Annotated in this window: 21 protein-coding genes; 4 read left to right on the top strand and 17 right to left on the bottom strand. The window is 35.5% G+C overall.

Going from position 1 to position 25056, the window contains the following annotated elements:
- Positions 1 to 38: 38 nt before the first annotated feature.
- From AC1RP1_RS04810 to AC1RP1_RS04775, 8 genes are all read right to left on the bottom strand, one after another.
- Positions 39 to 803 (bottom strand): WxL domain-containing protein, encoded by a 765-nt coding sequence (locus tag AC1RP1_RS04810; protein WP_481761466.1) that lies wholly within the window; start codon positions 801 to 803, stop codon positions 39 to 41.
- A gap of 57 nt (positions 804 to 860) precedes the next feature.
- On the bottom strand, positions 861 to 1610 hold the full coding sequence (locus AC1RP1_RS04805; protein WP_481761467.1) for a WxL domain-containing protein: 750 nt from the start codon (positions 1608 to 1610) through the stop codon (positions 861 to 863).
- A gap of 51 nt (positions 1611 to 1661) precedes the next feature.
- The gene (locus tag AC1RP1_RS04800; RefSeq protein ID WP_481761468.1) at positions 1662 to 2423 is read right to left on the bottom strand and encodes a WxL domain-containing protein; all 762 of its coding nucleotides are present in this window, start codon (positions 2421 to 2423) and stop codon (positions 1662 to 1664) included.
- 27 nt (positions 2424 to 2450) lie between these two features.
- On the bottom strand, positions 2451 to 3164 hold the full coding sequence (locus AC1RP1_RS04795; protein ID WP_481761469.1) for a WxL domain-containing protein: 714 nt from the start codon (positions 3162 to 3164) through the stop codon (positions 2451 to 2453).
- A gap of 79 nt (positions 3165 to 3243) precedes the next feature.
- Positions 3244 to 5817, bottom strand: a complete 2574-nt coding sequence (locus AC1RP1_RS04790) for a hypothetical protein (RefSeq protein ID WP_481761470.1) — start codon at positions 5815 to 5817, stop codon at positions 3244 to 3246.
- Between the two features lie 490 nt (positions 5818 to 6307).
- Entirely contained in the window at positions 6308 to 8806 is a 2499-nt protein-coding gene (locus tag AC1RP1_RS04785; protein WP_481761471.1) for a hypothetical protein, read from the bottom strand.
- Positions 8807 to 9085: 279 nt separating this feature from the next.
- Positions 9086 to 10150, bottom strand: coding sequence for a WxLIP family cell surface protein (locus tag AC1RP1_RS04780; RefSeq protein WP_481761472.1), 1065 nt, complete (start codon positions 10148 to 10150; stop codon positions 9086 to 9088).
- Complete coding sequence (locus AC1RP1_RS04775) at positions 10143 to 10778, bottom strand: WxL domain-containing protein (RefSeq protein WP_481761474.1); 636 nt, start codon at positions 10776 to 10778, stop codon at positions 10143 to 10145. The genes AC1RP1_RS04780 and AC1RP1_RS04775 overlap by 8 nt, the downstream gene beginning before the upstream one ends.
- 210 nt (positions 10779 to 10988) lie before the next feature.
- On the opposite strand from AC1RP1_RS04775, the gene AC1RP1_RS04770 reads away from it, so the two are divergent.
- The 4 genes from AC1RP1_RS04770 to AC1RP1_RS04755 all read left to right on the top strand — a co-directional run bounded on the left by AC1RP1_RS04770 (position 10989) and on the right by AC1RP1_RS04755 (position 14224).
- On the top strand, positions 10989 to 12461 hold the full coding sequence (locus AC1RP1_RS04770; RefSeq protein WP_481761475.1) for a helix-turn-helix domain-containing protein: 1473 nt from the start codon (positions 10989 to 10991) through the stop codon (positions 12459 to 12461).
- Positions 12454 to 12873, top strand: coding sequence for a hypothetical protein (locus AC1RP1_RS04765; RefSeq protein WP_409022196.1), 420 nt, complete (start codon positions 12454 to 12456; stop codon positions 12871 to 12873). Before AC1RP1_RS04770 ends, AC1RP1_RS04765 begins: the two co-directional genes overlap by 8 nt.
- A gap of 112 nt (positions 12874 to 12985) precedes the next feature.
- On the top strand, positions 12986 to 13579 hold the full coding sequence (clpP, locus tag AC1RP1_RS04760) for an ATP-dependent Clp endopeptidase proteolytic subunit ClpP (protein WP_409022195.1): 594 nt from the start codon (positions 12986 to 12988) through the stop codon (positions 13577 to 13579).
- 126 nt (positions 13580 to 13705) lie between these two features.
- On the top strand, positions 13706 to 14224 hold the full coding sequence (locus AC1RP1_RS04755) for a DsbA family protein (RefSeq protein WP_481761625.1): 519 nt from the start codon (positions 13706 to 13708) through the stop codon (positions 14222 to 14224).
- A 62-nt stretch (positions 14225 to 14286) separates the two neighbouring features.
- Here the strand turns inward: AC1RP1_RS04755 and AC1RP1_RS04750 are convergent, their stop codons facing one another.
- The 9 genes from AC1RP1_RS04750 to AC1RP1_RS04710 all read right to left on the bottom strand — a co-directional run bounded on the left by AC1RP1_RS04750 (position 14287) and on the right by AC1RP1_RS04710 (position 25054).
- A complete protein-coding gene (locus tag AC1RP1_RS04750; RefSeq protein ID WP_481761476.1) occupies positions 14287 to 14538 on the bottom strand; it encodes a kinase to dihydroxyacetone kinase in 252 nt (83 codons plus the stop codon).
- 26 nt (positions 14539 to 14564) lie between these two features.
- Positions 14565 to 15503, bottom strand: coding sequence for a DNA-binding protein WhiA (gene whiA, locus AC1RP1_RS04745; RefSeq protein WP_409022193.1), 939 nt, complete (start codon positions 15501 to 15503; stop codon positions 14565 to 14567).
- A 20-nt stretch (positions 15504 to 15523) separates the two neighbouring features.
- Complete coding sequence (locus AC1RP1_RS04740) at positions 15524 to 16543, bottom strand: gluconeogenesis factor YvcK family protein (protein WP_409022192.1); 1020 nt, start codon at positions 16541 to 16543, stop codon at positions 15524 to 15526.
- Positions 16540 to 17424 carry an RNase adapter RapZ gene (gene rapZ, locus AC1RP1_RS04735; RefSeq protein ID WP_481761477.1) on the bottom strand — a complete coding sequence of 295 codons (885 nt, stop codon included), beginning with the start codon at positions 17422 to 17424 and terminating at the stop codon, positions 16540 to 16542. Before rapZ ends, AC1RP1_RS04740 begins: the two co-directional genes overlap by 4 nt.
- Positions 17425 to 17511: 87 nt before the next feature.
- On the bottom strand, positions 17512 to 18393 hold the full coding sequence (gene sdaAA / locus AC1RP1_RS04730; protein ID WP_481761478.1) for an L-serine ammonia-lyase, iron-sulfur-dependent, subunit alpha: 882 nt from the start codon (positions 18391 to 18393) through the stop codon (positions 17512 to 17514).
- 11 nt (positions 18394 to 18404) lie between these two features.
- A complete protein-coding gene (locus tag AC1RP1_RS04725; protein WP_481761479.1) occupies positions 18405 to 19064 on the bottom strand; it encodes a serine dehydratase beta chain in 660 nt (219 codons plus the stop codon).
- A 101-nt stretch (positions 19065 to 19165) separates the two neighbouring features.
- The gene (uvrA, locus tag AC1RP1_RS04720; protein WP_481761480.1) at positions 19166 to 22021 is read right to left on the bottom strand and encodes an excinuclease ABC subunit UvrA; all 2856 of its coding nucleotides are present in this window, start codon (positions 22019 to 22021) and stop codon (positions 19166 to 19168) included.
- Positions 22022 to 22036: 15 nt separating this feature from the next.
- Positions 22037 to 24040 (bottom strand): excinuclease ABC subunit UvrB, encoded by a 2004-nt coding sequence (gene uvrB, locus AC1RP1_RS04715; protein ID WP_481761481.1) that lies wholly within the window; start codon positions 24038 to 24040, stop codon positions 22037 to 22039.
- Between the two features lie 150 nt (positions 24041 to 24190).
- The gene (locus AC1RP1_RS04710) at positions 24191 to 25054 is read right to left on the bottom strand and encodes a DegV family protein (RefSeq protein WP_481761482.1); all 864 of its coding nucleotides are present in this window, start codon (positions 25052 to 25054) and stop codon (positions 24191 to 24193) included.
- Positions 25055 to 25056: the final 2 nt, after the last annotated feature.

Genomic DNA, 25056 nt, shown 5'->3' with positions numbered 1-25056 from the left:
ATTAATTTCCCCTTTGGTTTAACTTACTTCTAATCTTTTTATAGACCTGCGTCTGTTAATGTCCATGTTAAGTTAGTTTTGTAACTTGTTCCAATTGATTTAGCTGTTTTACCAGGTACTTCTAATGAGATTGCTTTCATTGAAGCATCTGTATCTGTTCCATCGACATATGTGCCAAATGAATCAGTCCAAGTACCCATACCTTGACCCTTAGCAGCACTTACAACTTCAACATCTTTTCCAACAGTTGGTGTAATAACACCACTATTTAAAGCAGTTGGGATTGTTGTCGTGTCACCAATATTTGAAGAATTAAATGTTTGACCGGTCATTTTTAATTGCGCACCAGCCAACTCAGAAGTCCCATCATTAAATTGGGCATCTTGATTTACTGAAAGTTTCCAACCACCATTTGTACCACGGTTATCAGTTACTTGTAAGTAATTAGCACGTTTAACCTTATCACCTTTACTATCTGTAGCTGAAATTGGTTGTGCATAGTAAGTTTCTGTAGAACCAGAAATCTTATGATCAGCACCAAAATCAAGATTAGAGATGTAATCAATCGATAAAGGTCCATCTGTACCAGGTTTGATTGGATCTGGATCTGGATCTGGTGTAATTGGATTTGTTGGATCGATTGGATCTGTGGGATTTGTTGGGCTTGTGCTTCCTGCGACAAAACCTACTTTACCTGTTTCATTATATGTTTGTGTATTATTTGCGGCATGTACAGCTGGTGCTGCAGTCAAACCTAATGTTGTTAACGCAATTGCACTTGCAACGATTTTTGTTGTTTTCATTTTAATTTCCCCTTTTATTGATTCCCTCTATTTTTTAATAACCTAGTTGATACAGGTTTACATCCCTGCGTCAGTAATTGTCCATGTTAAATCAGTGGTATATGGTTTAGCTTCTTTAGCTGAATTACCAGGTACGGCTAATGAAACAGCCTTCATTGCTGTATCCTTTGTAGCATCTGCATCATATACACCAAATGAATCTGTCCAAGTACCCATACCTTGACCCTTAGCTGCATTCAAGACTTCAACAGCGCTACCAGGTGTTGCTGTAATTGTAGCATCGGCTATAGCTGGGGTTGTTGCATTAGTTACACTATCCATATTTTTAGAATTTAATTTTTGTGATCCCATTTTTAATACTGCACCATCTAAATCTGCTGAGCCATCATTAAATTGTTTTTCTTGTTTAACTGAAAGTTTCCAACCAGCATTAGTACCACGTTTATCCGTTACTTGTAAGTAAGTAGCATATTTAGCACCACTAACTGCTTTGACAGGTGCAGCGTAGTAAGTTGTATCGTCCCCAGAAATTTTGTTTTCACCAAAATCAAAGTTAGAAACGTAATCAATTGATAATGGTCCATCAGTACCAGGACTAACAGGAGGAACAGTTGGTTCTAATGGATCAACGGGTTTATCTGGATCAACTGGGTTAACGGGTGGTGTTTTATCATCATTTTCTGTAAAACCAATCTTACCTAATGATGTGTAATTTTCTGTATGGTCTGCGGCATGTACAGCTGGTGCTGCAGTTAAACCTAATGTTGATAAAATAATTGCGCTTGTTACGATTTTAGTTGTTTTCATTTTAATTTCCCCTTTTAATTAATAACCTTTTTTTATTGATAGAATTAATTCTTATAAGTTAGCGTCTGTAAGTGTCCATGTTAAATCTGATGTGTATTTTTCTGCGACTTTTTTGCTATCACCAGGGATAGCTAATTTAACAGAAGCTTTAGCTTTATCAGCGTCTTTAGTTGCATTACCGAATGCTTCAACCCAAGTACCAGAACCTTCGCCATCTTTAGCTTGCATAACAACTTTATCACCTGATGCAGAAGAAATTGCAAGGTTATCTGTTAAAATTGATGGTGCTGGTTTTGTACCATTTTTATCAGCATTATTTGCTTCAGGGTTAGATAACGTAATTGTTGTGCCATCTAATACTGATTTTGTTGTTTCACTTGTAAATGCTTTTGATTGTTGAACTGAAAGTTTCCAGCCAGATACTGTACCACGGTTATCTGAAACTTGTAAGAAGTTTGCAAGGTCTTTTTTAGTTCCAGCTGTTGGGTTATCTGTTGTTGCTGCAACTAATTCCGAGTTATATGTTGTATCATTACCTGTTACTTTTTGTGTACCAAAGTTAAAGTTAGAAACGTAGTCAATTGCTAATGGGCCACCAGTACCTGGGTTCACTGGGTCTGTTGGATCGATAGTATGTCCTGGATCTGTTGGATCAGTAATACCAGGGTCTGTTGTTCCGTCATTTTTAGTCAATTCAACGTTACCATGTGATACATAATCTTTTGTTTCTGATGCGTTAGCTGTTGTAACAGCTGTTCCTGTAATACCTAATCCAAGTAATGCAGCGAATAATAATTTATTTGTTTTTTTCATAATATATATTTCCCCTAATCTCTTTTTTTATAGTTTAGCATCTGTCAAAGTCCATGTTAGTTCAGACTTATAAGCCCCTGCTACTTTTTTCGACTCAGCTGGAACAAACAATGAAATACTTTGTTGAGCAGCTGTATTATCTTTACCAAAACGATCCGTCCAGGTCCCCATACCATTGTCCAACTTAGCTGTCATCACAGTAACTGCCTTACCATCTGGCTTAATTGCTGCTTGACTATCCGTCGGTCTATGCAGGTTACTACCATTAACAACACCATTCATCAACGTGATAACCGTTCCATCTAATTTATTTTTACCATTCATAAATGGATTGGTCTGTGCAACGGTTAATTTCCACCCTGCATTTGACCCACGGTTATCCGTTATCTGAACATAGTTTGGATAATCTCCGACTTTACCGTTCTTATCAGCTAACTGGTCAAGTTGTGCATAATAAACACTATCTTTACCAGAAATTTTTTGTTGACTGAATTGTAAGTTCGAAACGTAATCAATCGATAACGGACCTGGCGTCCCCGGATTAACAGGTCTAACTGGTTTTACCGGATCCGTCGGATTAATTGGATTAACAGGTCGTGTTTCATCAGTACTTCCAACTAACTCAATAGTCGCATGCGATTGATAGCCCACTGTATCGCTTGCTGAAACTTGCGTTACGGCGAAACCAACAGGTACCATGCTTCCTAAAAGAATCCCCATAATTGTACTTCTTTTTAGCATCGTATTTTCTCCCCTCGTAAGATTTTGGTAGTTTTTAATATTAGCAATATGCTAACGATTAACATTAATTAAACAAGGTTTATGAATGTGGCGTATCCGCTAATGTCCATGTTATTTCCCCTGTATAGTCCCCTGCTTTAAGCAAAGGGTTATTTCCATTAAGTTGAACGATAATTCCTTTGTCGTTTGCCCAACTTACTTCTTGAGTTACCTCAGATTGCCCTGAACCAACTTCTGCACTGTTTGATTCTATATCTTGCGATTGACCAGATGCATCTATATATGTCAATACACCATTTAACTTAACGTTAGCATCGTTATGCTCCGTTAACGGTGTTGTAAGTTGAGCTGTTAAGGTCCAAGCTTGTTTACCCGCGTTAGAAACTTGTACGCTATTAACATGAGGATCAGGGTCACTACGTTGAACTTTAAAGTCTTCTCCGCTGTAAGGTAACGTAACACCTAAAAAAGAACCGTAATTAGTTGCCCCAGGTCCTTCTGTAATTTTCAATCCACCTGTAACTTCAATGTTAATGGTCTTTTTTAAACCATCCGAATTTTTGATAACTGCCTGATAAATACCATCAGTTGAAGTTTGTTTAAGTGTCGTTGAATCAACGCTTACTTTAGATTCAGCACCAGTTGCTAACAACCATCCTTTAGCTTCACTAGTCTTTAGAATTAATGCAGTCAACTCATCAGTTGTTAATTTTTGAATATCTGCCTGCTTTACGCCAAATCCTTTTGCATAAAGGGCAGAGACTTTATCAGTTGCAGTGTCATCATCAGTTACAGTAACTGGTACAGCTACTTTTGCGATTTCATTTGGTTTAACTGCAATATCTGTTAAAAGCATATCTTGGATGTAAAATCCTACTGTTTTATTATCAAGTGGTTTACCTGATGGATTTGTCCCATCAACAGTTAGTGTATGTGCATTAACTGTTGGTTGATTAATAATTGTCAAATCTTTAATCAAATCCGTCTCGCCTGTCTTAACCGTATCGCCAACTTTGATTGTTTGTGGGATAGCAATTGCGCCTAATTTGAATACGTTAACAGTTATAGTAACTGGTTTTTCTTGACGGTTATTACCTGGATCAACTGCCGTAACTAATAGTTCATTTTTACCTGGACCTAGTTTAGACATATTAACTGGTACAGAATACGGTGTAGGATTCTTCACATCCACTGTAATAGTATCGTAAGGATTCTTTTCTGACGTTCCATCTGGATACCCGATTTCAATATTTCCTTTTGTATCATCTGAATCAGTAACATCTCCTGTAATCTCAACACCTTTTTGATCAGCGTAACCGTTAATTATTGTATTTTTAACTGTCGCAACGGGAGGAGTACTAGGTGTTGTCTCTTTATAAGTAAGGTAAGACCCATTAACAAGTGTTGCACCTGGAGCTAAATCAACTTGATTAGCTTTCATAATGTACGCACTATCATCACCAATTGTTTTACTTGGATTACTAATATTTTCAATTCCAATATTAGTGTTTGCTGCTGAACCTTCCATACCTGTCCCGGCTACCCCCCCTTTAAAGTAGTTATTAAAATTAGCGGGGTTTAGAATCTTATCTTGAGAACCGCCCGTATAATTTGTCCAACCACCCAAAGTAGCATTAGACTCTGGATCTTTCAATCTCACATCCAAAACATGCTTCTGACTAGTACTATCCCCAATCATTTTAAAGCCATCATTAGGTCCAATACTCTGTAAAGGAACTTTATCAGAATCTACAAAAGTATCATTTGTTTCCAAGGCACCTATTTTTTGTGAATCTGAATTATTATTTGTAATACTAAAGTAACGGTAAATACCACCAGTCCTACCATATACTGATTCAAAAGTATAACTAACTTTGTACTTACTATCATACATAGTTGCTTTAAATCCCGTGTTCATACTATTTTTATAAAGATGATAATCAGTAATTGACCCATCTAAAAGTCCACCCTCGATACCAGAAATACCGTTGTCTAGGTAAGCTTCATTCACATTATAACCACGAGCTATTTTGTCGCCCATAATCAGCCCGTGTATAATCGATGGACGCGGATTTTTTCCGGTAGTATACGTATATGACCAAGATGGTAAATTAGGTGAACTATTATTGCTTGCTCTATCTGCGTCATTATTATTCGTCAGTTCACTAGGCTGAAAAGGTTCAATACTATTTCCAAAGTACATAACTGGTTCATTAGGCTTATCAGATCTCCCCGATTGTGAAACAAACGTCTTTGCTACATCAGCTGCGTAATCTTTTGTTTCCCATTTAACAGTAGGTAGAATTTCATCTTTTGGTCCAACATATCCAGCTGCTCGAGTGGTAGCTCGAGTACTTCGTTTAGTTTTTTCTGATGATTTAGCTTTTATTTTTAATTCACTTTTTTTAGTTGTTGATTTAGTTTCTACAGATTCACTTGATAGCGCCTTTTTTTCTGATTCACTTGATTCTTTAATCGTTAACTTACTTGATGTTTCATCTGATGATTCGCTTGACATACTGCTCTCATCGGTTTTAGCAAACACACTAGGTTCTCTATGGCTAGCTCCCCCAGCTAACAATCCTGCAAAAACAGCACTTGTCATAATTGTTGCCGAAACCCATTCTTTTTTTCTGTTTTTATACTCTCTCATTTTTTAGCCCTCCCCAATCCTTGCTTTTAACTTATTAATTATTTTATCAATTTAGTCTATTTGATTTCACTAACATATTGCCAATTCACTACTATCCCCTATTTATCTAGCTATTTCTATTAACTTTTATCAAATATACCTTTTAGCAAAGTTAAAAATTCAACATGTACATGCTTTGTCTTTGATTAACATGTACATATTATATCTTCAATGGTGTACGATGTTAAATCAAATTTTTTATTTTTTTAAAAATATTTGAAAATTAAACAAATAATAATTATTCATAAGTTTTATCTCATCATAAAACGAAAATTATTAAGCCACTAAAATACGAATAAAATTTAGTTATCATTAATTTTTATTAAAAAAATCCATATCAATACTTAGCAGTATTGATATGGATTTACTATTATTTGGGATTGTTATTTAGTTCATAATTAAACTGCTAAAAATATTCAAATCATTTAAGATTAAATTAGAAACTATAACATTAAGGTGTATTCTCTAGTGTCCATGTTATTTCCCCTGTATAGGCTCCAGCTTTAAGTGATGTATTACCTCCGTTAAGTTGAGCGACAATTCCTTTATCCTTATCCCAACGGACTTCTTGAGTTGCCTCAGACTGTCCTGAACCAACTTCTGCACTACTTGATTCTATATCTTGTACACCATTAGCTGAATTTACATACTCCAAAACACCAGTTAACTTATCATTAGCACTATCTGTCAAACCTTTTGTAAGTCGAGCAGTTAATGTCCAAGCTTGTTTACCTGCATTAGAAATATTCACACTGCTATTGGTACTAGAATCACTACGTTGGAGATCAAAATTTTCTCCACTGTAAGGTAATATCACGCCACTGGAAGAACCATAGTCAGTTGCAGTAGGTGCTGATGTAATTTTTAATCCACCTGAGACAGTAATCACAATTTCTTTTGTTTGACCATCAGAATTTTGGATAACTGCTTTATAAAAACCATCACCTGAAGTTGGTTTAAGTTCTGTTGACTTAACACTAACTTTAGATTCGGCACCCGTCGCTATCAGCCAGCCTCTAGCTTTACTATTATTCAAGATTAATGTATCTAAATCACCAGTTGATAAGTTTTGAATATCCGCTGTTTTTAATTCAAATCCCTTGGCATAAAGAGCAGAAGTTTTGTCAAATGCAGTATCACTATCAGTTACGGTAACGGGTACAGCTACTTTTGCGATTTCATTTGGTTTAACTGCAGTATCTGTTAAAAGCATATCTTGAATGTAAAATCCTGCTGTTTTATTATCAAGTGGCTTACCTGATGGATTTGTTGTATCCATTTTTAAGGTATGTGCATTAACTGTTGGTTGATTAATAATTGTTAAATTCTTAATTAAGTCCGTTTCGCCTGTCTTAACCGTATCGCCAACTTTGATTGTTTGTGGGATAGCAGTTGCACCTAATTTATAAAGATTGACTGTTACCGTAACAGGTTTTAACTGTTCTACTTCACTATCGTCAACAGCTGTCACTATTATCTTATTTGAACCTAATTTTAATTTAGAAGTGTCAATGTTTGCACTATAATCAGCACTAGTATCTACCTTACCTGTGTCGTACACATTCTCTGTTGTTCCTGACGTTGACCCATCTGGATAGGTAATTTGAATATAACCTTTACTGCCATCCTTATCTAAAACCGTTCCTAAAACTTTAGGCCTATTAGTTTGACTTGCATAAGCATTAATCGTTTGTTCTTTTACACTTGCAACAGGTGCAACAGCTTCCTTATAAGTTTGATAAGAACCCGTTACGAGTGTTCCTCCTGGTTCCAAAGTTTTCGGATTAGCTTTTATTATGAACCCACTATCGCCTTTAAATGGGTTATCTGGATTCTTAATATTTGAAACGGCAATAATTTTATTATGTGGTGATTTTTCCATTCCAGTTCCAAGTGCACCACCATTGAAATAATTATTTAAATAACCAGTATTCATAACATTTGGTTCATCTCCGCCTGTGTAATTCGTCCATCCACCTAATTTGGTATTATTTCTTGGATCATTTAATTTGAAATTTAAACTATGTGCTGACCCAACCATTTTGAATCCTTCATCCGGGCCTAAGCTTTCAATGGTAACAGCATCCTCATCAACGAATGTATCGACGCCCTCAATAGCTCCAACTGCACGAGCCGTTGTGTCATTGTTAGTAATACTAAAATAGCTATAAACACCGCCACTAGCATCATAAACTTCCTCAAATGTATAACTTAATTTATACTTTGTATCATACATAATTGCCTTAAATCCAGTACCTGTTTTATTTTTAAAAAGTTGATATCCAGTGATATCCTTACCTTTAACTGCAGATTCAATTGTATAAGGAATTGATGAAAAGGATGATACCAACCCGTATCCACGATTACCTGGGACACTATTATTAATAATAATTCCATAAGATTTCCTTGGAACAGGATTTATTCCAGTATCAAACATGTAGGCCCAACCAGACTTATTAAGACCACTGACGGGATCATTATTTAATAACTCATTCATTTGAAAAGGAAAATAATTATTTCCAAAATATAATACAGGTTCGCCAGGTTTATTCTGTGAACCCGACTGTGAAACAAATGCCGTTGCTGACTCCGCTGAATAATCTTTTGTTGTATCCCAGTAATCATCAGGAAATACATCATTTGCTGGTCCAACATACCCAGCTGCTCTAGTACTTAGTTTAGCTTTTGCTGACGGTTTAGCTTTTGTTTTTGATTCACTTTTTTTTATTGTGATTGATTTAGTTTTTAGAGAATCACTTGATATCGCCTTTTTTCCTGATTCACTTGTGGCGTTATCTGATGACTCACTTGACATACTGCTCTCATCAGTTTGAGCAAATACACTAGGTTCCCTGTGACTGGCCCCCCCAGCAAATAATCCTGCAAAAACAGCACTTGTTATAAGTGTTGCTGAAATCCATTCTTTTGTTCTACTGTTATGTTTCCTCATCTTTTATCCCTCTCTAATGCTTAATTATCTTATTTATTTGGTCTTACTATCATATCGTTAAGTCATTGTCATCCCCTATTTTTCTAACAATTCCCATTAACTTTTAGTAAAGTGAAGATACAATATGTACATACTACATCTACAATTATTATGTACATATTGTATCTTCAATGGTGCACAATGTTAAATCACATTTTTTACCTTTTTAAAAATATTTGAAAATAAAAAAGTTATTAATTAAAAGATAATATCCCTTAATTAATAACTTTTTCATTTAAATTATTTAATTTTTTGTTGATACTTTCTTTTTAATCTTCGATTAATCCATAATATAACAAAAACATTAACGATTATCAGTACGAACAAGAGTAATATCCAATAGATCCAGTAATTTGTTTGATCGATTGTAACATCCTTCTCATTCAATATTCTTGCTTTTGATCCACTTACCGTAAATTTCTGTTTAAAATGCCATGCCTGATTTTTAGAAGTCATCTCTGCACTAAGTTCGTAGGTACCACTTTTGAGTAATTCACCAGCAGCTAATGGAATTGGAAAGGTAACCGCACTGGTTGGGGCAATTTGCATGTCCTTATTACTTGCTCGATATAATACTTTTGAACTACCTAACCGTCTGACTTGTGTATTTATTTGAACTTTATTTAAAAACATAGCGCTCTGATTTTCAAATCTCGCAGCAATCACATTACGTGCATTAATTTGTGTGATATCAACCGTTTTTAATTTTACTTGTGCGCTAGTTACAGGTTGTTCTCCATGGAATATTACCGCAGTCGTATATAAATAACGATTATCAATAACCGCTCGTTCTGACTTTGTTTGAGACTGAGCATCATTGTCTTCAATCACCGATATACCTCCCGCAACGACACCTGCAAAAGTCGTATTGGGTAACGCAACATCCAAAGTAACTATTTTTTCACTTTTTGCAGGAACAGTTATACGATTCTGACGAGCTCTAACTGCTTTTACCACTGAGAACGGCTGTTGTGCCAATACTTTACTTTGTGATTCCGCGTACTCCACAACCCCATTATAGTTTGTTGTTGCATCCTTAATGAGGACTTCAAACGTTAGTGATTTATCAATAAGATTAGCTACCTTAATTTTCAGCTGTGTTTTAGTTCCTGGTGCTGCTTTTAAATCAAAATAAGTTTTTTTCTTATCTAATTGATAGTCAGATATCATAGGTTGAACAGAAAAGTCAACTTGGCTGGCATTAACCTGCTTAATGTCCACTCCGAATAAAAATAAAATACTGAATAAAAATAAATAGCCGAATCTTTTAATAAATTTTGTGGTTATCATTTCATTATTATTCATTTGATGGCACATCATTTAATGACCATGTAATTTCACTACGATAGACATCTGTCATCTTAGTTGCCTCACGGGGAATATTCAAAGCGATACTATTTCCTTTAGTTGCCTCATTCCCAAAACGGTAAACCCAAGTGCCGTATCCTTCATCACCTTTTGCGGCAACGACTACTTTATTAGCTCCTACAGACAAATCAAAATTTTTCTTATAAAATCCAGGTTTTTTATCCGCAGAAATGGAAACAAGTTCACCATTACTAAAACTAAGATAGGCACCCGTTAACGATTTATGCGTCTCTTCAGATTCAAATTGGCGACTCTGTTTAGCTTCAAGCACCCAACCATTTTCAGTTCCGCTAAAATTTGAAACTTGAACGTAATTGGGTGTGCTTGCCCCTGTTGCCATATCTTGCGCTTTGGCATAACTTTTTTTATCATTCGAATCAATTTTAGTTGTATTGAAACTAAGGGAAGAAGCAAAATCGACTGTTGTTGCTCCAGATTGAAAATCCATAGACAAATCGGATTGCGCACTACCACGATTAGTTTTCGCCGCTTGAATCGTTGCCTCAGATGCAGTCATATAGAGACCTAATAGTGTTACAAAGGCGCTTAATACTATTTTATTCATAAAGATTTCCCTCTCCCTGTCTAAAAAAATTACTCTTCTGTTATTTCTATAATTTGAATACATATATTAATGACATGTTATTTTATATCACCACTTTTGTCAATTTTTTTAAAAATATGATAATTATTGATTCTAGATTTATATGCAAACCGTTGGCAATTCCCCTATAATGGATAGTACATACTCTTTAATGAGGAGGAATCGCGATAAATGGACTTTATATTTAACAAAGATGATATTCGTAAGTTAGAATTATTTTCTTATCTTGAGAATACTTATGACCAATCTGCTTCGCAAACAGACATCCAAAAACATTTTAAATGGTCAAAATATTATACAGCAACAACTATCAAGTCTTTAGAAGAAGATCTTGTCACTGAAGGATTAGACGATTACTATTTATTAAAAGTTAGCAATAACAAAGTAAGTCTACAAAAAAATGGCTTAGATTCCATCGATCACCTATTACTTCTATACGCTAAGCAGTCACCTCAATTTTTGATGCTGAATGCGCTATTTACTAACCCTAATTTTAGTATAGAATCCTTCACCGAATCGTTATTTTTAAGTGAAGCAACTGGTTATCGGACCAAGAAATTTTTAGATGATATGTTACAAAAATTAGGCTTTAAAATCACTAAAAACTTCCAATTAGTAGGTCCTGAAGAAAATATTCGCTTATTTTTTTATAACCTTTATTTAGCTGTCTATAAGAACTACAACTTCCCATTTAATGAAGAAGTTGATCGTAATTCTAGTTTATTTTCTAACCAATTAATTTCTAGCTTAAATCTTGATCTCACACAAATACAATTATTGAAACTAAAGTATTTTTCAGCTGTTCTCATACAAAGTTTAGCTTCTAATCGAAATGATACTAATCGTTTTGCTGATGTTAATTTTGCTAATTCAGACTCAATCATGTCCAATATTCAAGACTGTCTTCAAGAAAATCCAGGTATTAATGGACTTACGGATGAACAGTTATCAATTGAAACAGTATTTGTTCTAAATTTCCTTTATATGGAAGACATTGTTGACGTTACATTTAATAACTCATCTTTCTTTTCACAAATTGAATCACTCAATAATTTTGTTATTAAAGACTTACAAAAGTTCTTTGATATCACATTAAGTGAACAAAGTTATATGACATTATTTGACGAATTATCTCGTATTCATTTTTCTAGTTACCATAGTGCCCAAATTGATTTTAGTTGGCAAGTTGCCGTAGATAATACTATTTTAAAAGAAAATTATAGTTGGTTTTATATCTTCGTTGACCAATTGATAACTAACTTAACAACGAATGTACCGGATATTTTCAAAGAAAAAAACATTAACATGGCCCGTTTAAAATCAGAATATCTTTTCTTATTCATTCGTTATATTGATTTACCAACCGTTTCAAAACCGGTGCATATAACAATTGATTTTTCAAAAGGGAGTAACTACAATGATTTAATTCACAAAAATCTTGATTCAATGCCCTTCTTTAATTTGGAAGTTAACTACAAATTAACAGATCAAACCGATATTTACCTTTCTGACTTCTTGATGGCAGATGTCCCCAGTCGCTACCTAATCTGGAATAGTCCACCATTAGCTTCTGATTGGGAGATATTTGCTAATATGGTTGTGGCTATTCGAACAGATAGTCAGGAGGATATCACTAATGCATAAAAAGTTTAGAACATCCCGCCTAACTAGAATTTCCTTAGCCTCAATCGTAGCTAACTTGTTCATTTTATCCATGTATGTACCCAAACAAATTAAAGCAACACCGCGAAGCGATAGTGAAGATTCTCGTGTAGCTCCTGTGAATCCAATGGATCCCAGAAAAAATGCAGAACCTGTGTCCCCTAAGGTTTCGGCACCTAAAAAACAAAAACCTCGTAAGGTTAAGAAAAAAGTAACAGATAAATCACCAATCGCTTTTGTTTCAACGCAACATTCTGTAACACCTATTAAACCACCTGTAGCCCTTTCAGTATCTTATTCTGGCTACTTGGTTCGTCATTTATCAGGGAACCTACTCTATGGTTCAAAAACAAGGTCATCAGATGCGATTATTTTAAAAGAAACTAAAGAATAAATTTAGTTTATTTTATTTGACCTTTTTTGACCAAGGGTTTAAACTAGCATTACATTAGTTCAAATGCTAATATAAAAAAAGTAAATAATAATAAATTCGGAGGTTTCTAACTATGAATATGGTTCCTACAGTTATCGAACAATCTGCCGGTGGCGAACGTGCCTATGATATCTACTCTCGTCTTTTAAAAGACAGAATCATTATGTTATCTGGTGAAGTTAATGATGATATGGCAAATGCTATTATCGCTCAATTACTTTTCTTAGACGCTCAAGACTCAGAAAAAGATATTTCAATTTACATTAACTCACCCGGTGGTTCTGTTTCAGCCGGTTTAGCTATCTACGATACAATGAACTTCATCAATGCTGATGTTCAAACAATCGTTATGGGTATGGCTGCTTCAATGGCCAGTGTATTGGCAACTGCTGGTACAAAGGGTAAACGTTTTGCATTACCTAACTCAGAAATTATGATTCACCAACCACTTGGTGGCGCTCAAGGTCAAGCAACAGAAATTGAAATTGCTGCTGCACATATCTTGAAAACAAGAACATTGATTAACCAAATTTTAGCTGATGCAACTGGTCAAGATATTAAAGTTATCGATAAAGATACAGATCGTGATAACTTTATGACTGCTGATCAAGCAAAAGAATACGGTTTGATTGATAAAATTATGACTAACAAAAAAGGGCTTAAATAAGCTTTAACGTTTAAGGACACTAACAAGTTAACTTTTGTTAGTGTCCTTTTTTTGAGCGGATAATTATTCAGATGAACCCGTCTTATGCTATACTGACGCTAATAAATGAAGACTGGACTGATAAAAATGGATATTTCAATTATTGATGCTTCAAAAGTAAATCGGGACTTTGGACTTGTGATTGGTAACTCTGACGCGCCAAAAACAATTATTGAGTTTATTAACCTACGTTGCCCCTACTCAAAAGAATGGTTCGAAAAATCTAAAGAGACTTTAGATTCTTATGTTGCAAACGGACGTGTAAAACGTGTCATCAAACTTTTTGATAAAGAAAAAGAATCCTTACAACGTGGTAATGTTGCTCATCATTATCTTCCTTTAGATAATCCGCAAAAATCTTACGATTTAATAACTGAATTATTTAAAACGCAAGATACGTGGAAAGACTTAACACTGGATGAGGTTGCTGCCTATATGGAAAAGACCTTTAGTTTAACTGACGTTTCTGATAAAACTTACATTAACTCAATTATCGCTGAAGCTAACGACGCAAATATTCAATTTGTACCAACCGTTATCGTTGACGACCATATTTTTGATGAATCAATTGATCTAGCTACCTTAAAATCATATTTAGATAAATAAAAAATACGCATATAATTAATAGCTAAGATAAAAGCTATCAGTTATATGCGTATTTTATTTGGTTAACCTTTTAATCCTTTAGATTGTCTGACCATATCTTCAACAACAACATCAAAGATTTCTCCAAGTCCAGCACAATATTCTAATATTTCCCACGGCGCATTCGTATGGAAATGCAGTTTCATTAAATCAGAATCTCCCGCAACAAGTAAACTATCACCTTTGAATTGACGTAAAATCTTATCGTTCAATTGGTCCTCGTCTAATGTACTACCTTCTATTAGTAGTTGCGTATCATATTTAAATGTTATCATGCTATCTCACCTCTTTAAAATTTCGTTTATTTTTCACCAATTCGAACTTTTTCAGCAAATTCGTTAATTTTTCGTAGCCGATGATTAATCCCAGATTTTGAAATTGGACCACCTGGTACTAAATCACCTAATTCTTTCAAACTAACTTCTTGATGAACCAGACGTGTTTCAGCAACTTCTTTTAATTTAGAAGGTAATTGCCCTAAACCAACAGAATGTGCAATAAACTCAATATTAGCAATTTGTTTATTCGCAGCATCCGCCACTTTATTCATATTAGCTGTTTCGCAATTAACCATGCGATTAACTGAATTACGCATATCGCGGACAATCCTAATATCTTCAAACTTCAACATAGCCGTTGTTGCGCCAATTAATGACAAGAAATCAGCAATTTTTTCTGCTTCTTTTAAATAAACGATATAACCACTTCGACGTTCAGTCATTCTAGCGTTGAATCCAAATTTATTAATCATTTCGCAAATTGTTTGATTATGTTCTTCATAGACTGAGTAAATTTCCAAATGATAACGGCTTGTTTCAGGATTATTAACAGAACCACCTGCCAAAAATGCCCCACGTAAATATGAACGCATCATCATATCATCATGGGCCAACAGATCCATTGGTACACCCATTTTAAGTTGCATATCTTCAATGATATCCAGGTCTTTTAAAACAAAATCACTACCTGTTTTTAAACGTACAATATAAATATTATTTTTCTTTAATTTCATTTTACGACGAACTAATAGTTCACTTGTAATGTCATAAAATTCATTTAAAAGTTCATAAATCCGTCTCGCAATTGCGGGATTCTCAGTCTGAACATTTAAAACAAATTGATGATTAATAATACTCAAAGACCCATTCATTCTAATTAACGCCATTAACTCTGCTTTAGCATTATTTTTTCTGACTTTGAGGGTCGTTAATTCTTTTTTCACTTCACTTGCATATGACATTCTTTCACCTTATCTCTGTACTAAATAGTCTTTCTATGTCTTAATTCGCGATTTGGTCGACCAACTAAACGGATTAATTCTTCAACGACTTTATTGCCATCATGGAAGACACCTTGATCTTTTAATTTTAAGAAGTTAGATGAAATCACTCGACAATGTTGTTCCCTTAATCCATTAAAGTCATGTTCAACTTGAATTAAATTCTCATCATATTTTTCTTTATCCATATAACCTTCAGGAACCGGTGCCGTATTCACAAGCACTGTATTCACAAAACATTTACCTAGGTGCCCATTCAAAATACGCACATGATCAGCATCAGTAAAATGTTCTGTTTCACCCTTTTGCGTCATAATATTACAGATATAAACAACTTCTGCTTTTGTTTCAGACAGTGCCTTACCCACATTACCAATAACTAAATTAGGCAAAATACTTGTGAACAAACTCCCAGGTCCAAGGACAATTTGGTCTGCTTCAAGAATAGCTTGAACAACTTCTGGTACAGCTTCTGGCACACTAGTTTCACTTTTTTCACTTGAGGTTACCCAAACACGCTTAATTGATTTTCTAGCGGCAGTTATTTCTGCTTCCCCCGCTAAAAAAGTGCCATCAGAAAATTCTGCATTTAATACTAACGGTTCATCCGCAACGGGATAGACATGTCCATCAACTCTCATCATTTCTGATAATTCTTGGACAGAAGCAAAAACACCATTTTTCATTTCAGTTAGTGCTGCAATAATTAAATTACCAATCGCATGTCCTGCAAAAAATCGATCGGACGTATCAAACCGATACTGGAATATATCTAAATATATTTCTGGTAACTCAGATAATGCGGCAATAACATTACGAATATCACCAGGCGGCACAACATTCACGTAATCTCTGATAATACCTGACGAACCACCATCATCAGCAACCGTTACAATCGCCGTGATATCAGCATTTTTATCTCTTAAACTTTTTAAAATAACGGGTAGCCCTGTTCCGCCACCAATAACGACTATCTTAGGTCTATGTCCACTTCTCGTCATGATCGATTGACCGATTCTTTACTTTTATTAATATCACGGTGTGTAACGTTCACCGGATAGTTAATTTTCAATTCTTCACTCAATCTTTTAGCTAAAGCAACTGAGCGATGTTGTCCACCAGTACAGCCAATCGCAATCGTTAAATTGGTTTTACCTTCAGCTTCGTAGCCAGGTAAAATTGACTCAATTAACGATTCAAATTTGGTATAAAAACCTTCTGTAGCTGGTTGTTTCATCACATAATCATAAACTGCCTTATCTAAGCCAGTTTGTGGTTTTAATTCTGGAATATAGTGTGGGTTAGGTAAGAAACGGACATCCATCACGATATCTGCATCGATAGGTAGGCCATATTTAAATCCGAATGATAAGACTTCAACATGAAAATTAGCTGTTTCTCTGGTTTCAAAATTATGAAAAATCTCTTCACGTAACTGACGTGGTGACAAATTAGTCGTATTAATCACTAATTGTGCTTGTGTTTTAATATCATTTAATAAGTCACGTTCTTTTTCAATGCCATCCATCAGACGGCCTTCCATTGCTAACGGATGCGCACGTCTTGTTTCTTTGTAACGAGAAACTAATTCTGCATCTGATGCGTCAAGAAAGACAATTTTAGTGGTTACAAATTCAGTGTTATCAAATCCTGATAACATTTCGATAATTTCATCATAAAAAGCTCTTGATCTTAAATCCATAACAAGGGCAATTTTTGAAATTTTACCTGACTCTTTTACCAACTCCCAGAACTTAGGTAATAAAGTTGGTGGTAAGTTATCAATACAAAAATAACCTAAATCTTCAAAACTTTGCATTGCGACCGTCTTACCGGCCCCACTCATCCCTGTAATTACAACTAGCTCTAACGTATCTGTCATATTCATTCCTCCAAATCTACTATAATTATTATAACATACCTGGTGTTTCTTTTGTATCTGCGCACAAAAAAAGAGTTGTTTCCAACCCTATATCGTTTCACCAAATATTTTCATTTTAATTGCTTGGCCCGTTGGTGTACTAGCTAATCCACCAATCCCAGTTTCTCTAAGCGAGCTCGGCATACGTTCGCCAATGTCTTTCATAGCCATAATAACTTCATCAGCTGGTACTTTGTTAGATAATCCAGCAAGTGCCATATCTGCTGCCGTTAAAGCATTCACGGCTCCTATTGCATTTCGCTTGATACATGGAATTTCAACTAATCCAGCAACTGGATCACAAACCAGTCCCAATAAATTACTAAGTCCCATCGCAAAAGCCTCTGCACATTGTTCCGGCGTTCCACCAGTAACCTCAACGGCGGCAGCTGCTGCCATTGCTGATGCACTGCCGACTTCTGCCTGACAGCCACCAGTCGCTCCGGCAATCATGGCATTATTTGCCACGATCATTCCAAAGGCACTTGACGTAAATAAAGCTTGTAACATCTTTTCATGTGATAAATTTAATCGTTTTTGTATCATGAAAATAACCCCAGGCAACGTTCCAGATGAACCTGCAGTCGGTGTCGCACAAATAAGTCCCATCGAAGCATTGACTTCATTAGTCGCAATTGCATATTGCATCGCCTCTAAGTTAGCATCCCCAGATAAAGAGTGCCCTTTCTCACGATATTTCCGTAGTAAGACCGCATCTCCACCCGTTAATCCCGTTGCTGAAGAAACGCCTTCACCATTTGATCCCTTTTCAATCGCTTGCTTCATCACTTCAAGATTAGCAGACATTTTTTCAATGATAACGTCTCTAGTTTCACTTGATTGCGCCATTTCTTGTTCAATCATTAATTCTGAAACTAATTTGTGTTCTTTATTAGCAGTTGAAACTAACTCAGCAATACTTTTATACAAGATGGAACCTCCTATTTTAAATAAATGAGATTGTGCGTTAATAATCGCAGTTGCTTAATATCAGTCTCAGTAATATTCTTGGATAAATCATATTCATACATAATATCCTCTGGCATTAACTCAGATTCACTTTGCATAACAATAGTTGTCGATTTTTCGATTTGTTTTTGAATTTTATTTTTATTTACTGGATTAGCTTCCAACACTAGTATCGGTAAACTACCCTTTGGAAAAAATTGTTGTTTTTTTATAGTGAAAGCCCTAATTTCAATTGTGCCACCACCAATTGAGCAACCCATTAATTCGATTTTTTTTGTCTCATTTTCAATCGTTAATTTAACACTATTCGGATGGTTAATTGGACTTGGGTGTGCATCTTCAATAAACTGAATCTCAATCCCCATTTTTTCCGCAATCTGAATTGACTGTGGGCAACGGACATCATCAGGTTCAAAGCCTAATACCCCAGCAACGGTCGCAAAATCAGTCCCGTGCCCGCGATGTGTTTTTGCGAATGATTCATAATAGCGAACTTTTAATTTAGTGATTCTCCCATTAAATAATTGAAATCCAACCTTACCGATTTTAGCGGCACCAGCTGTATGTGAACTAGATGGTCCGATCATAACAGGTCCAATAATATCAAAAACACTCTTATAGTTATTGCCCATGGTCAGCCGTTCCTCCAATTTATTTTATGTCTTCTTTAAAGTTAACACTTTTTAAAAAAAAAGGAATAAAAAAAAGCCAGATTTTCATCTGACTTCTTAATTTATTTATTCATTCTCGCACGATCACGTTCTAAGATTGGTTTTAAATAGTGTCCCGTATAACTTTCAGGCACTTCAGCAATTTCTTCTGGTGTTCCAGTCGCAAGAATCGTTCCGCCACCTTCGCCGCCTTCTGGACCTAAATCAATTAAATAGTCAGATGTTTTAATCACATCTAAGTTATGTTCAATAACCAAGACTGTGTTACCCGCATCAACCAAACGATTTAAAACGCTAAGTAGGCGTTTAATGTCATCTGTATGCAAACCAGTTGTTGGTTCATCAAGAATATAAAAACTCTTACCATTTGATTGACGATGTAATTCAGAAGCTAACTTCATCCGTTGCGCTTCACCACCTGATAATGTTGTTGCCGATTGGCCTAACGAAACATAGCCCAAACCAACATCAACAATTGTCTGCAGTTTACGTCTGATTTTAGGAATTGGTTCGAAGAATTTCAAAGCTTCGCCAACTTTTAAATCTAAAATATCAGAGATTGTCTTACCTTTGTAAGTCACTTCAAGTGTTTCAGAGTTATAGCGTGCCCCGTGACAAATTTCACATGGCACATAGACATCTGGTAGGAAATTCATTTCTATTTTAATAATCCCGTCACCTTTGCAGGCTTCACAACGTCCACCTTTGACATTAAAACTAAAACGACCTTTTTTATAACCACGTAATTTTGCTTCGTTAGTTTCCGCAAATAAATCACGAATATTATCGAAGACGCCTGTATAAGTTGCGGGATTACTTCTCGGTGTTCGACCAATTGGACTTTGATCAATATTAATAACACTTTCAATATTTTGAACACCAGAAACTGATTTATATTTACCTGGTTTTTCAGAATTTCGATTTAACTTTTGTGATAATACCTTTTTCAAAATACCATTCACTAAAGTTGATTTACCGGAACCTGAGACACCTGTAACTGAAATGAATTTACCTAAAGGAAAATCGACCGTTACATTTTTTAAGTTATTCTCTTTTGCGCCGGTAATTCGAATCTTCTTACCATTGCCAGCACGTCGTTCATCAGGTAATGATATAAATTTCTTTCCTGATAAATATTGTCCAGTTAATGATTTGCGACTCTTTTTAACTTGTGTGGGCGTTCCAGCAGCAACAATTTCACCACCTAATTCACCAGCACCAGGACCAACATCAATTAAATAATCAGCAGCCATCATGGTATCCTCATCATGTTCAACCACAATTAAAGTATTACCCAAATCACGCATTTTCTTAAGTGATTCAATTAAGCGATCATTATCACGTTGATGCAACCCGATTGAAGGTTCATCTAAAATATATAAAACACCCGATAAATTAGAGCCAATTTGCGTGGCTAGTCGAATCCGTTGTGCTTCTCCACCTGAAAGTGTTCCTGCAGAACGTGATAATGTCAGATAATTTAAGCCAACATTTTGTAAGAATGTTAAGCGGTCACGAATTTCTTTCAAAATAGGTGCTGCAATAATTGATTCTTTTTCTGACAAGTTAACGTTATCAAAGAAAGGTAAGCCGTCACCAATTGAAAGTGCGGAAATTTTACCAATATGTTGGCCATTAATTTGGACGGCTAATGCTTTACGATTCAAGCGGTAACCGTGACATGTTTGACACGTTAAGCTGGTCATATATTTACGCATTTGTTCACGCGTAAAGTCACTATTAGTCTCCGTATGACGACGACTAATATTTGTAATAACCCCTTCAAATAATGCATCTACATCACGAACGCCACCAAAGTCATTAGCGTAATGGAAATGAAATTCACGTGTTCCAGCGCCATTCAAAACAATATCACGTTGTTCATCTGTTAACTTTTCAAATGGCACATCCATTGGAATTCCAAAAGCTTCTGCAGCTTGGGCTAACATCGATGGGTAATATTGCGAACTAATAGGATTCCATGGCTCAATTGCCCCTTCTGCTAGCGTTTTAGTTGGATCTGGAACGACTAAATCTTCATCGACTTCTAACTTCATTCCTAAACCATCACAAGTTTCACAAGCACCAAATGGTGCATTAAATGAGAACAAACGTGGTTCTAATTCTCCAACTGTAAATCCACAAATAGGACATGCATAATGTTCGGAAAATTGAATTGTTGCACCATCTGTATCACCATCAAGAATATCTGCAGTGGCGTAGCCAGAAGATAAACGTAATGCTGCTTCAAATGAATCAAATAAACGTGAGCGAATGCCCTCTTTGACAACAATCCGATCAATCACAATATCAATAGAGTGTTTGACCTTTTTTTCAAGATCAAATTCTTCATCAATATCATGAAGCTCGCCATCAACTCGAACACGGACGAATCCTTCTCGTTTGATCGTTTCAAATATCTTTTTATGTTGTCCTTTTTTATTGCGAATAATAGGTGATAAAATTTGAAGTTTTGTACGCTCTTTTAACTCTAAAACACGGTCAACCATTTGTTCAACGGATTGACTCGTGATTTCATGACCATCATTTGGACAAATTGGATGTCCAACTCTAGCCCATAATAATCTTAAATAATCATTAATTTCAGTGACTGTCCCAACTGTTGATCGTGGGTTTTTTGAAGTTGTTTTTTGGTCAATCGAAATAGCAGGTGATAACCCATCAATTGAGTCAACATCTGGCTTATCCATCTGCCCTAAAAATTGACGTGCATATGCTGATAAACTTTCAACATAGCGACGTTGTCCTTCAGCATAAAGTGTATCAAAAGCTAATGAGCTTTTCCCTGATCCTGAAAGTCCCGTAATCACAACTAATTTATCTCTTGGGATAGTGACATCCACATTTTTTAAATTATGCGCACGCGCACCATGGATCACAATTTTATCATTTTTCAAGAAATATCCCCCTATTTATAACATTTGTGTTTTTAATTCTAATACCGTATCACGCAATGATGCAGCTGTTTCGAAATCTAATTTTTTAGCTGCTTCTTTCATTTGTCCTTCTAAGCGATCAACCATATCTTGTTGTTCCTTTTTATCCATATCCAAAAATTCAGTTTCGGTAAAGGTTTTAACAGTTCCTGAATTATCTTCAATTTTTGTTGGCGTAATTAACTCACGAATGGCTTTTTTAATCGTAGTTGGCGTAATATGATGTTCCTCATTATATGCCATTTGGACATCACGGCGGCGTTGCGTTTCTTCCATTGCGCCCTTCATTGAATCCGTCACTTTATCAGCATACATAATCACTCGTCCGTTTTCGTTACGAGCTGCACGACCAATTGTTTGAACTAGAGAACGTTCACTACGTAAGAAACCTTCTTTATCGGCATCTAAAATTGTCACTAATGACACTTCAGGAACATCAATACCTTCACGTAATAAGTTAATTCCAATTAAAACATCATATGTGCCTAAGCGTAAATCGCGAATAATTTTCGTTCGTTCCATCGTTTTAATATCACTATGCAAGTACGCAACTTTCATCCCCAACTCTTTCAAATAATCAGTTAAATCTTCTGACATTTTCTTGGTTAATGTTGTGACAAAGACACGTTCATTGCGTTCAATACGTAAATTAATTTCGCCAACTAAATCATCAATTTGGCCCATAATTGGACGAACTTCAATGATTGGATCTAGTAATCCAGTTGGTCGAATAATTTGTTGAACAACATCTGACGTCCGTTCCATTTCGTAAGGTCCTGGTGTTGCAGACATATAAATGACTTGATTAACGTGCTCTTCAAATTCCGCAATCGTTAATGGTCGGTTATCCAGTGCACTAGGTAAACGGAATCCGTAATCTACTAACATTTGTTTACGAGCGCGATCACCATTGTACATCCCTCGAATTTGAGGCATGGTTACATGAGATTCATCAACTACGATCAAGAAATCTTTGGGAAAGAAATCAATTAATGTATATGGAGGTTCGCCAGGTTTACGTCCATCCATATGGCGGGAATAGTTTTCAATTCCGGATGTATAGCCCATTTCACGTAACATTTCTAAATCATAAGTAGTTCGTTGATCGATACGTTGGGCTTCTAATAATTTATCTTCATCTTTTAATTCTTTTAATCGATCAGCCAATTCAACTTCAATACCTTCAATGGCATGATCCATCACATCATCATTCGTCATGAAATGCGTTGCGGGGAAAATAGCCATGTGTTCAAGTTCACCCATAACTTCACCTGTTAATGAATCAACTTCACGAATACGATCGATTTCATCGCCAAAAAATTCAATACGAACAGCTTTTTGATCACGAGATGCTGGGAAAATTTCCACAATATCTCCATGAACTCTAAACCGACCACGTTGAAAATCAATATCATTTCGTTCGAATTGTATATCGACTAATTTTCTAAGTAAATCATCACGTTCCATTGTCATTCCAGTACGCAATGAAATAACATGATCACGATATTCTGTTGGATCACCTAATCCAAAGATACTTGAGACAGATGCAACAACAATCACATCATTACGTTCTAATAATGAACTTGTTGCAGAATGTCGTAATTTATCAATTTCATCGTTAATACTGGAATCTTTTTCAATATACGTATCACTTGAAGGAACGTAAGCTTCTGGTTGGTAGTAATCATAATAACTCACAAAATATTCCACCGCATTATTCGGGAAGAATTCTTTTAATTCACCATATAATTGTCCAGCCAATGTTTTATTATGCGCAAGGACTAATGTGGGACGATTAACTTCTTTAATCACATTTGAAATGGTAAACGTCTTACCCGTTCCCGTTGCACCCAGTAATACTTGTTCTTTTTTACCATCATTTAATCCATCAACTAAAGTTTTAATCGCATTCGGTTGGTCTCCAGTTGGTTCGTACTTTGAAACTAAGTCAAAAACGCCATCATCATGTCTATCAATCAAGTTAACCCCTCCAATACAATCATTTTTAGAAATTAAAAAAAGCCTGGAATAACCTACCCAGGCTCATTTAAAAATGATTATTCTCTACTAATTATATTAGCATACCGAACATACTTTCGCACGTTATCTCACTTATTTTTTCAGAATAACTTAATCAACTAAATAATCACGACCCCAAATAAGACCCATTGTTTTTTCTCCAGTATGGACGCCAATAACAGGCCCAATATGACTAACCTCAACTGGAATATTAGGATAGTTGGTTTTAATAAATGAGACCCATTTTGTACTCTCTTCAGGATTGTTCGCATCAACGATACTTACTCGAATTGGATAATCAACTGAGTTAATCGCATCAGAAAAATCTGCCATTACCCGTTGAAAAGCACGCTTCTTTGTCCGTTCCTTAGTTAAAGGGATAATTTGACCTTCATGATTAAAGGTCAGAATTGGTTTAATTTGTAATAAGTTACCCACAAACGCAGCACCATTCGTCATACGGCCCGTTCTAAGTAAATGGCTCAAGTTATCCACAACAAAGAAAATACCCACCGTTTCACGCATTGCTTCTATTTTAGGTACAATCGTGTCTGCATGCTCACCTTGCGCCACTAATTGAGCAGCTTTTAATACAAGAAAGGCTTCTGCTGAACTTGCTGCTTTAGAATCAATCGGATATACCGTAATTCCTTCCACAGTTTTTGAATAAGCACGTAAATTATCCACAAAACTTGTGATACCTGTTGATAGATGAATTGAAATTACTTCATCAAATCCCTCTTCAATTAATTTATCGAAGACACTTTGCATTTGTCCCATTGTGACTTGTGACGTTGTGGGTAACTTATCCGTATCTTTCATTCTTTGATAAAATTCTGAAGCAGAGATTTCCACATCTTCTAAATAAGTCTGTTGCCCAAAAATAACCGTGATTGGTACAACAATAATATTTTTATCTTTGGCTACTTTTGGATCAATATATGACGCACTATCTGTTACAATTGCCGTTTTCATTA

It is taken from the genome of Dellaglioa sp. CoH-56-MRSF-13 (assembly GCF_056782095.1).
The sequence above is the reverse complement of the archived record's forward strand: the minus strand, read 5'-3'. Positions and strand labels throughout refer to the sequence as shown.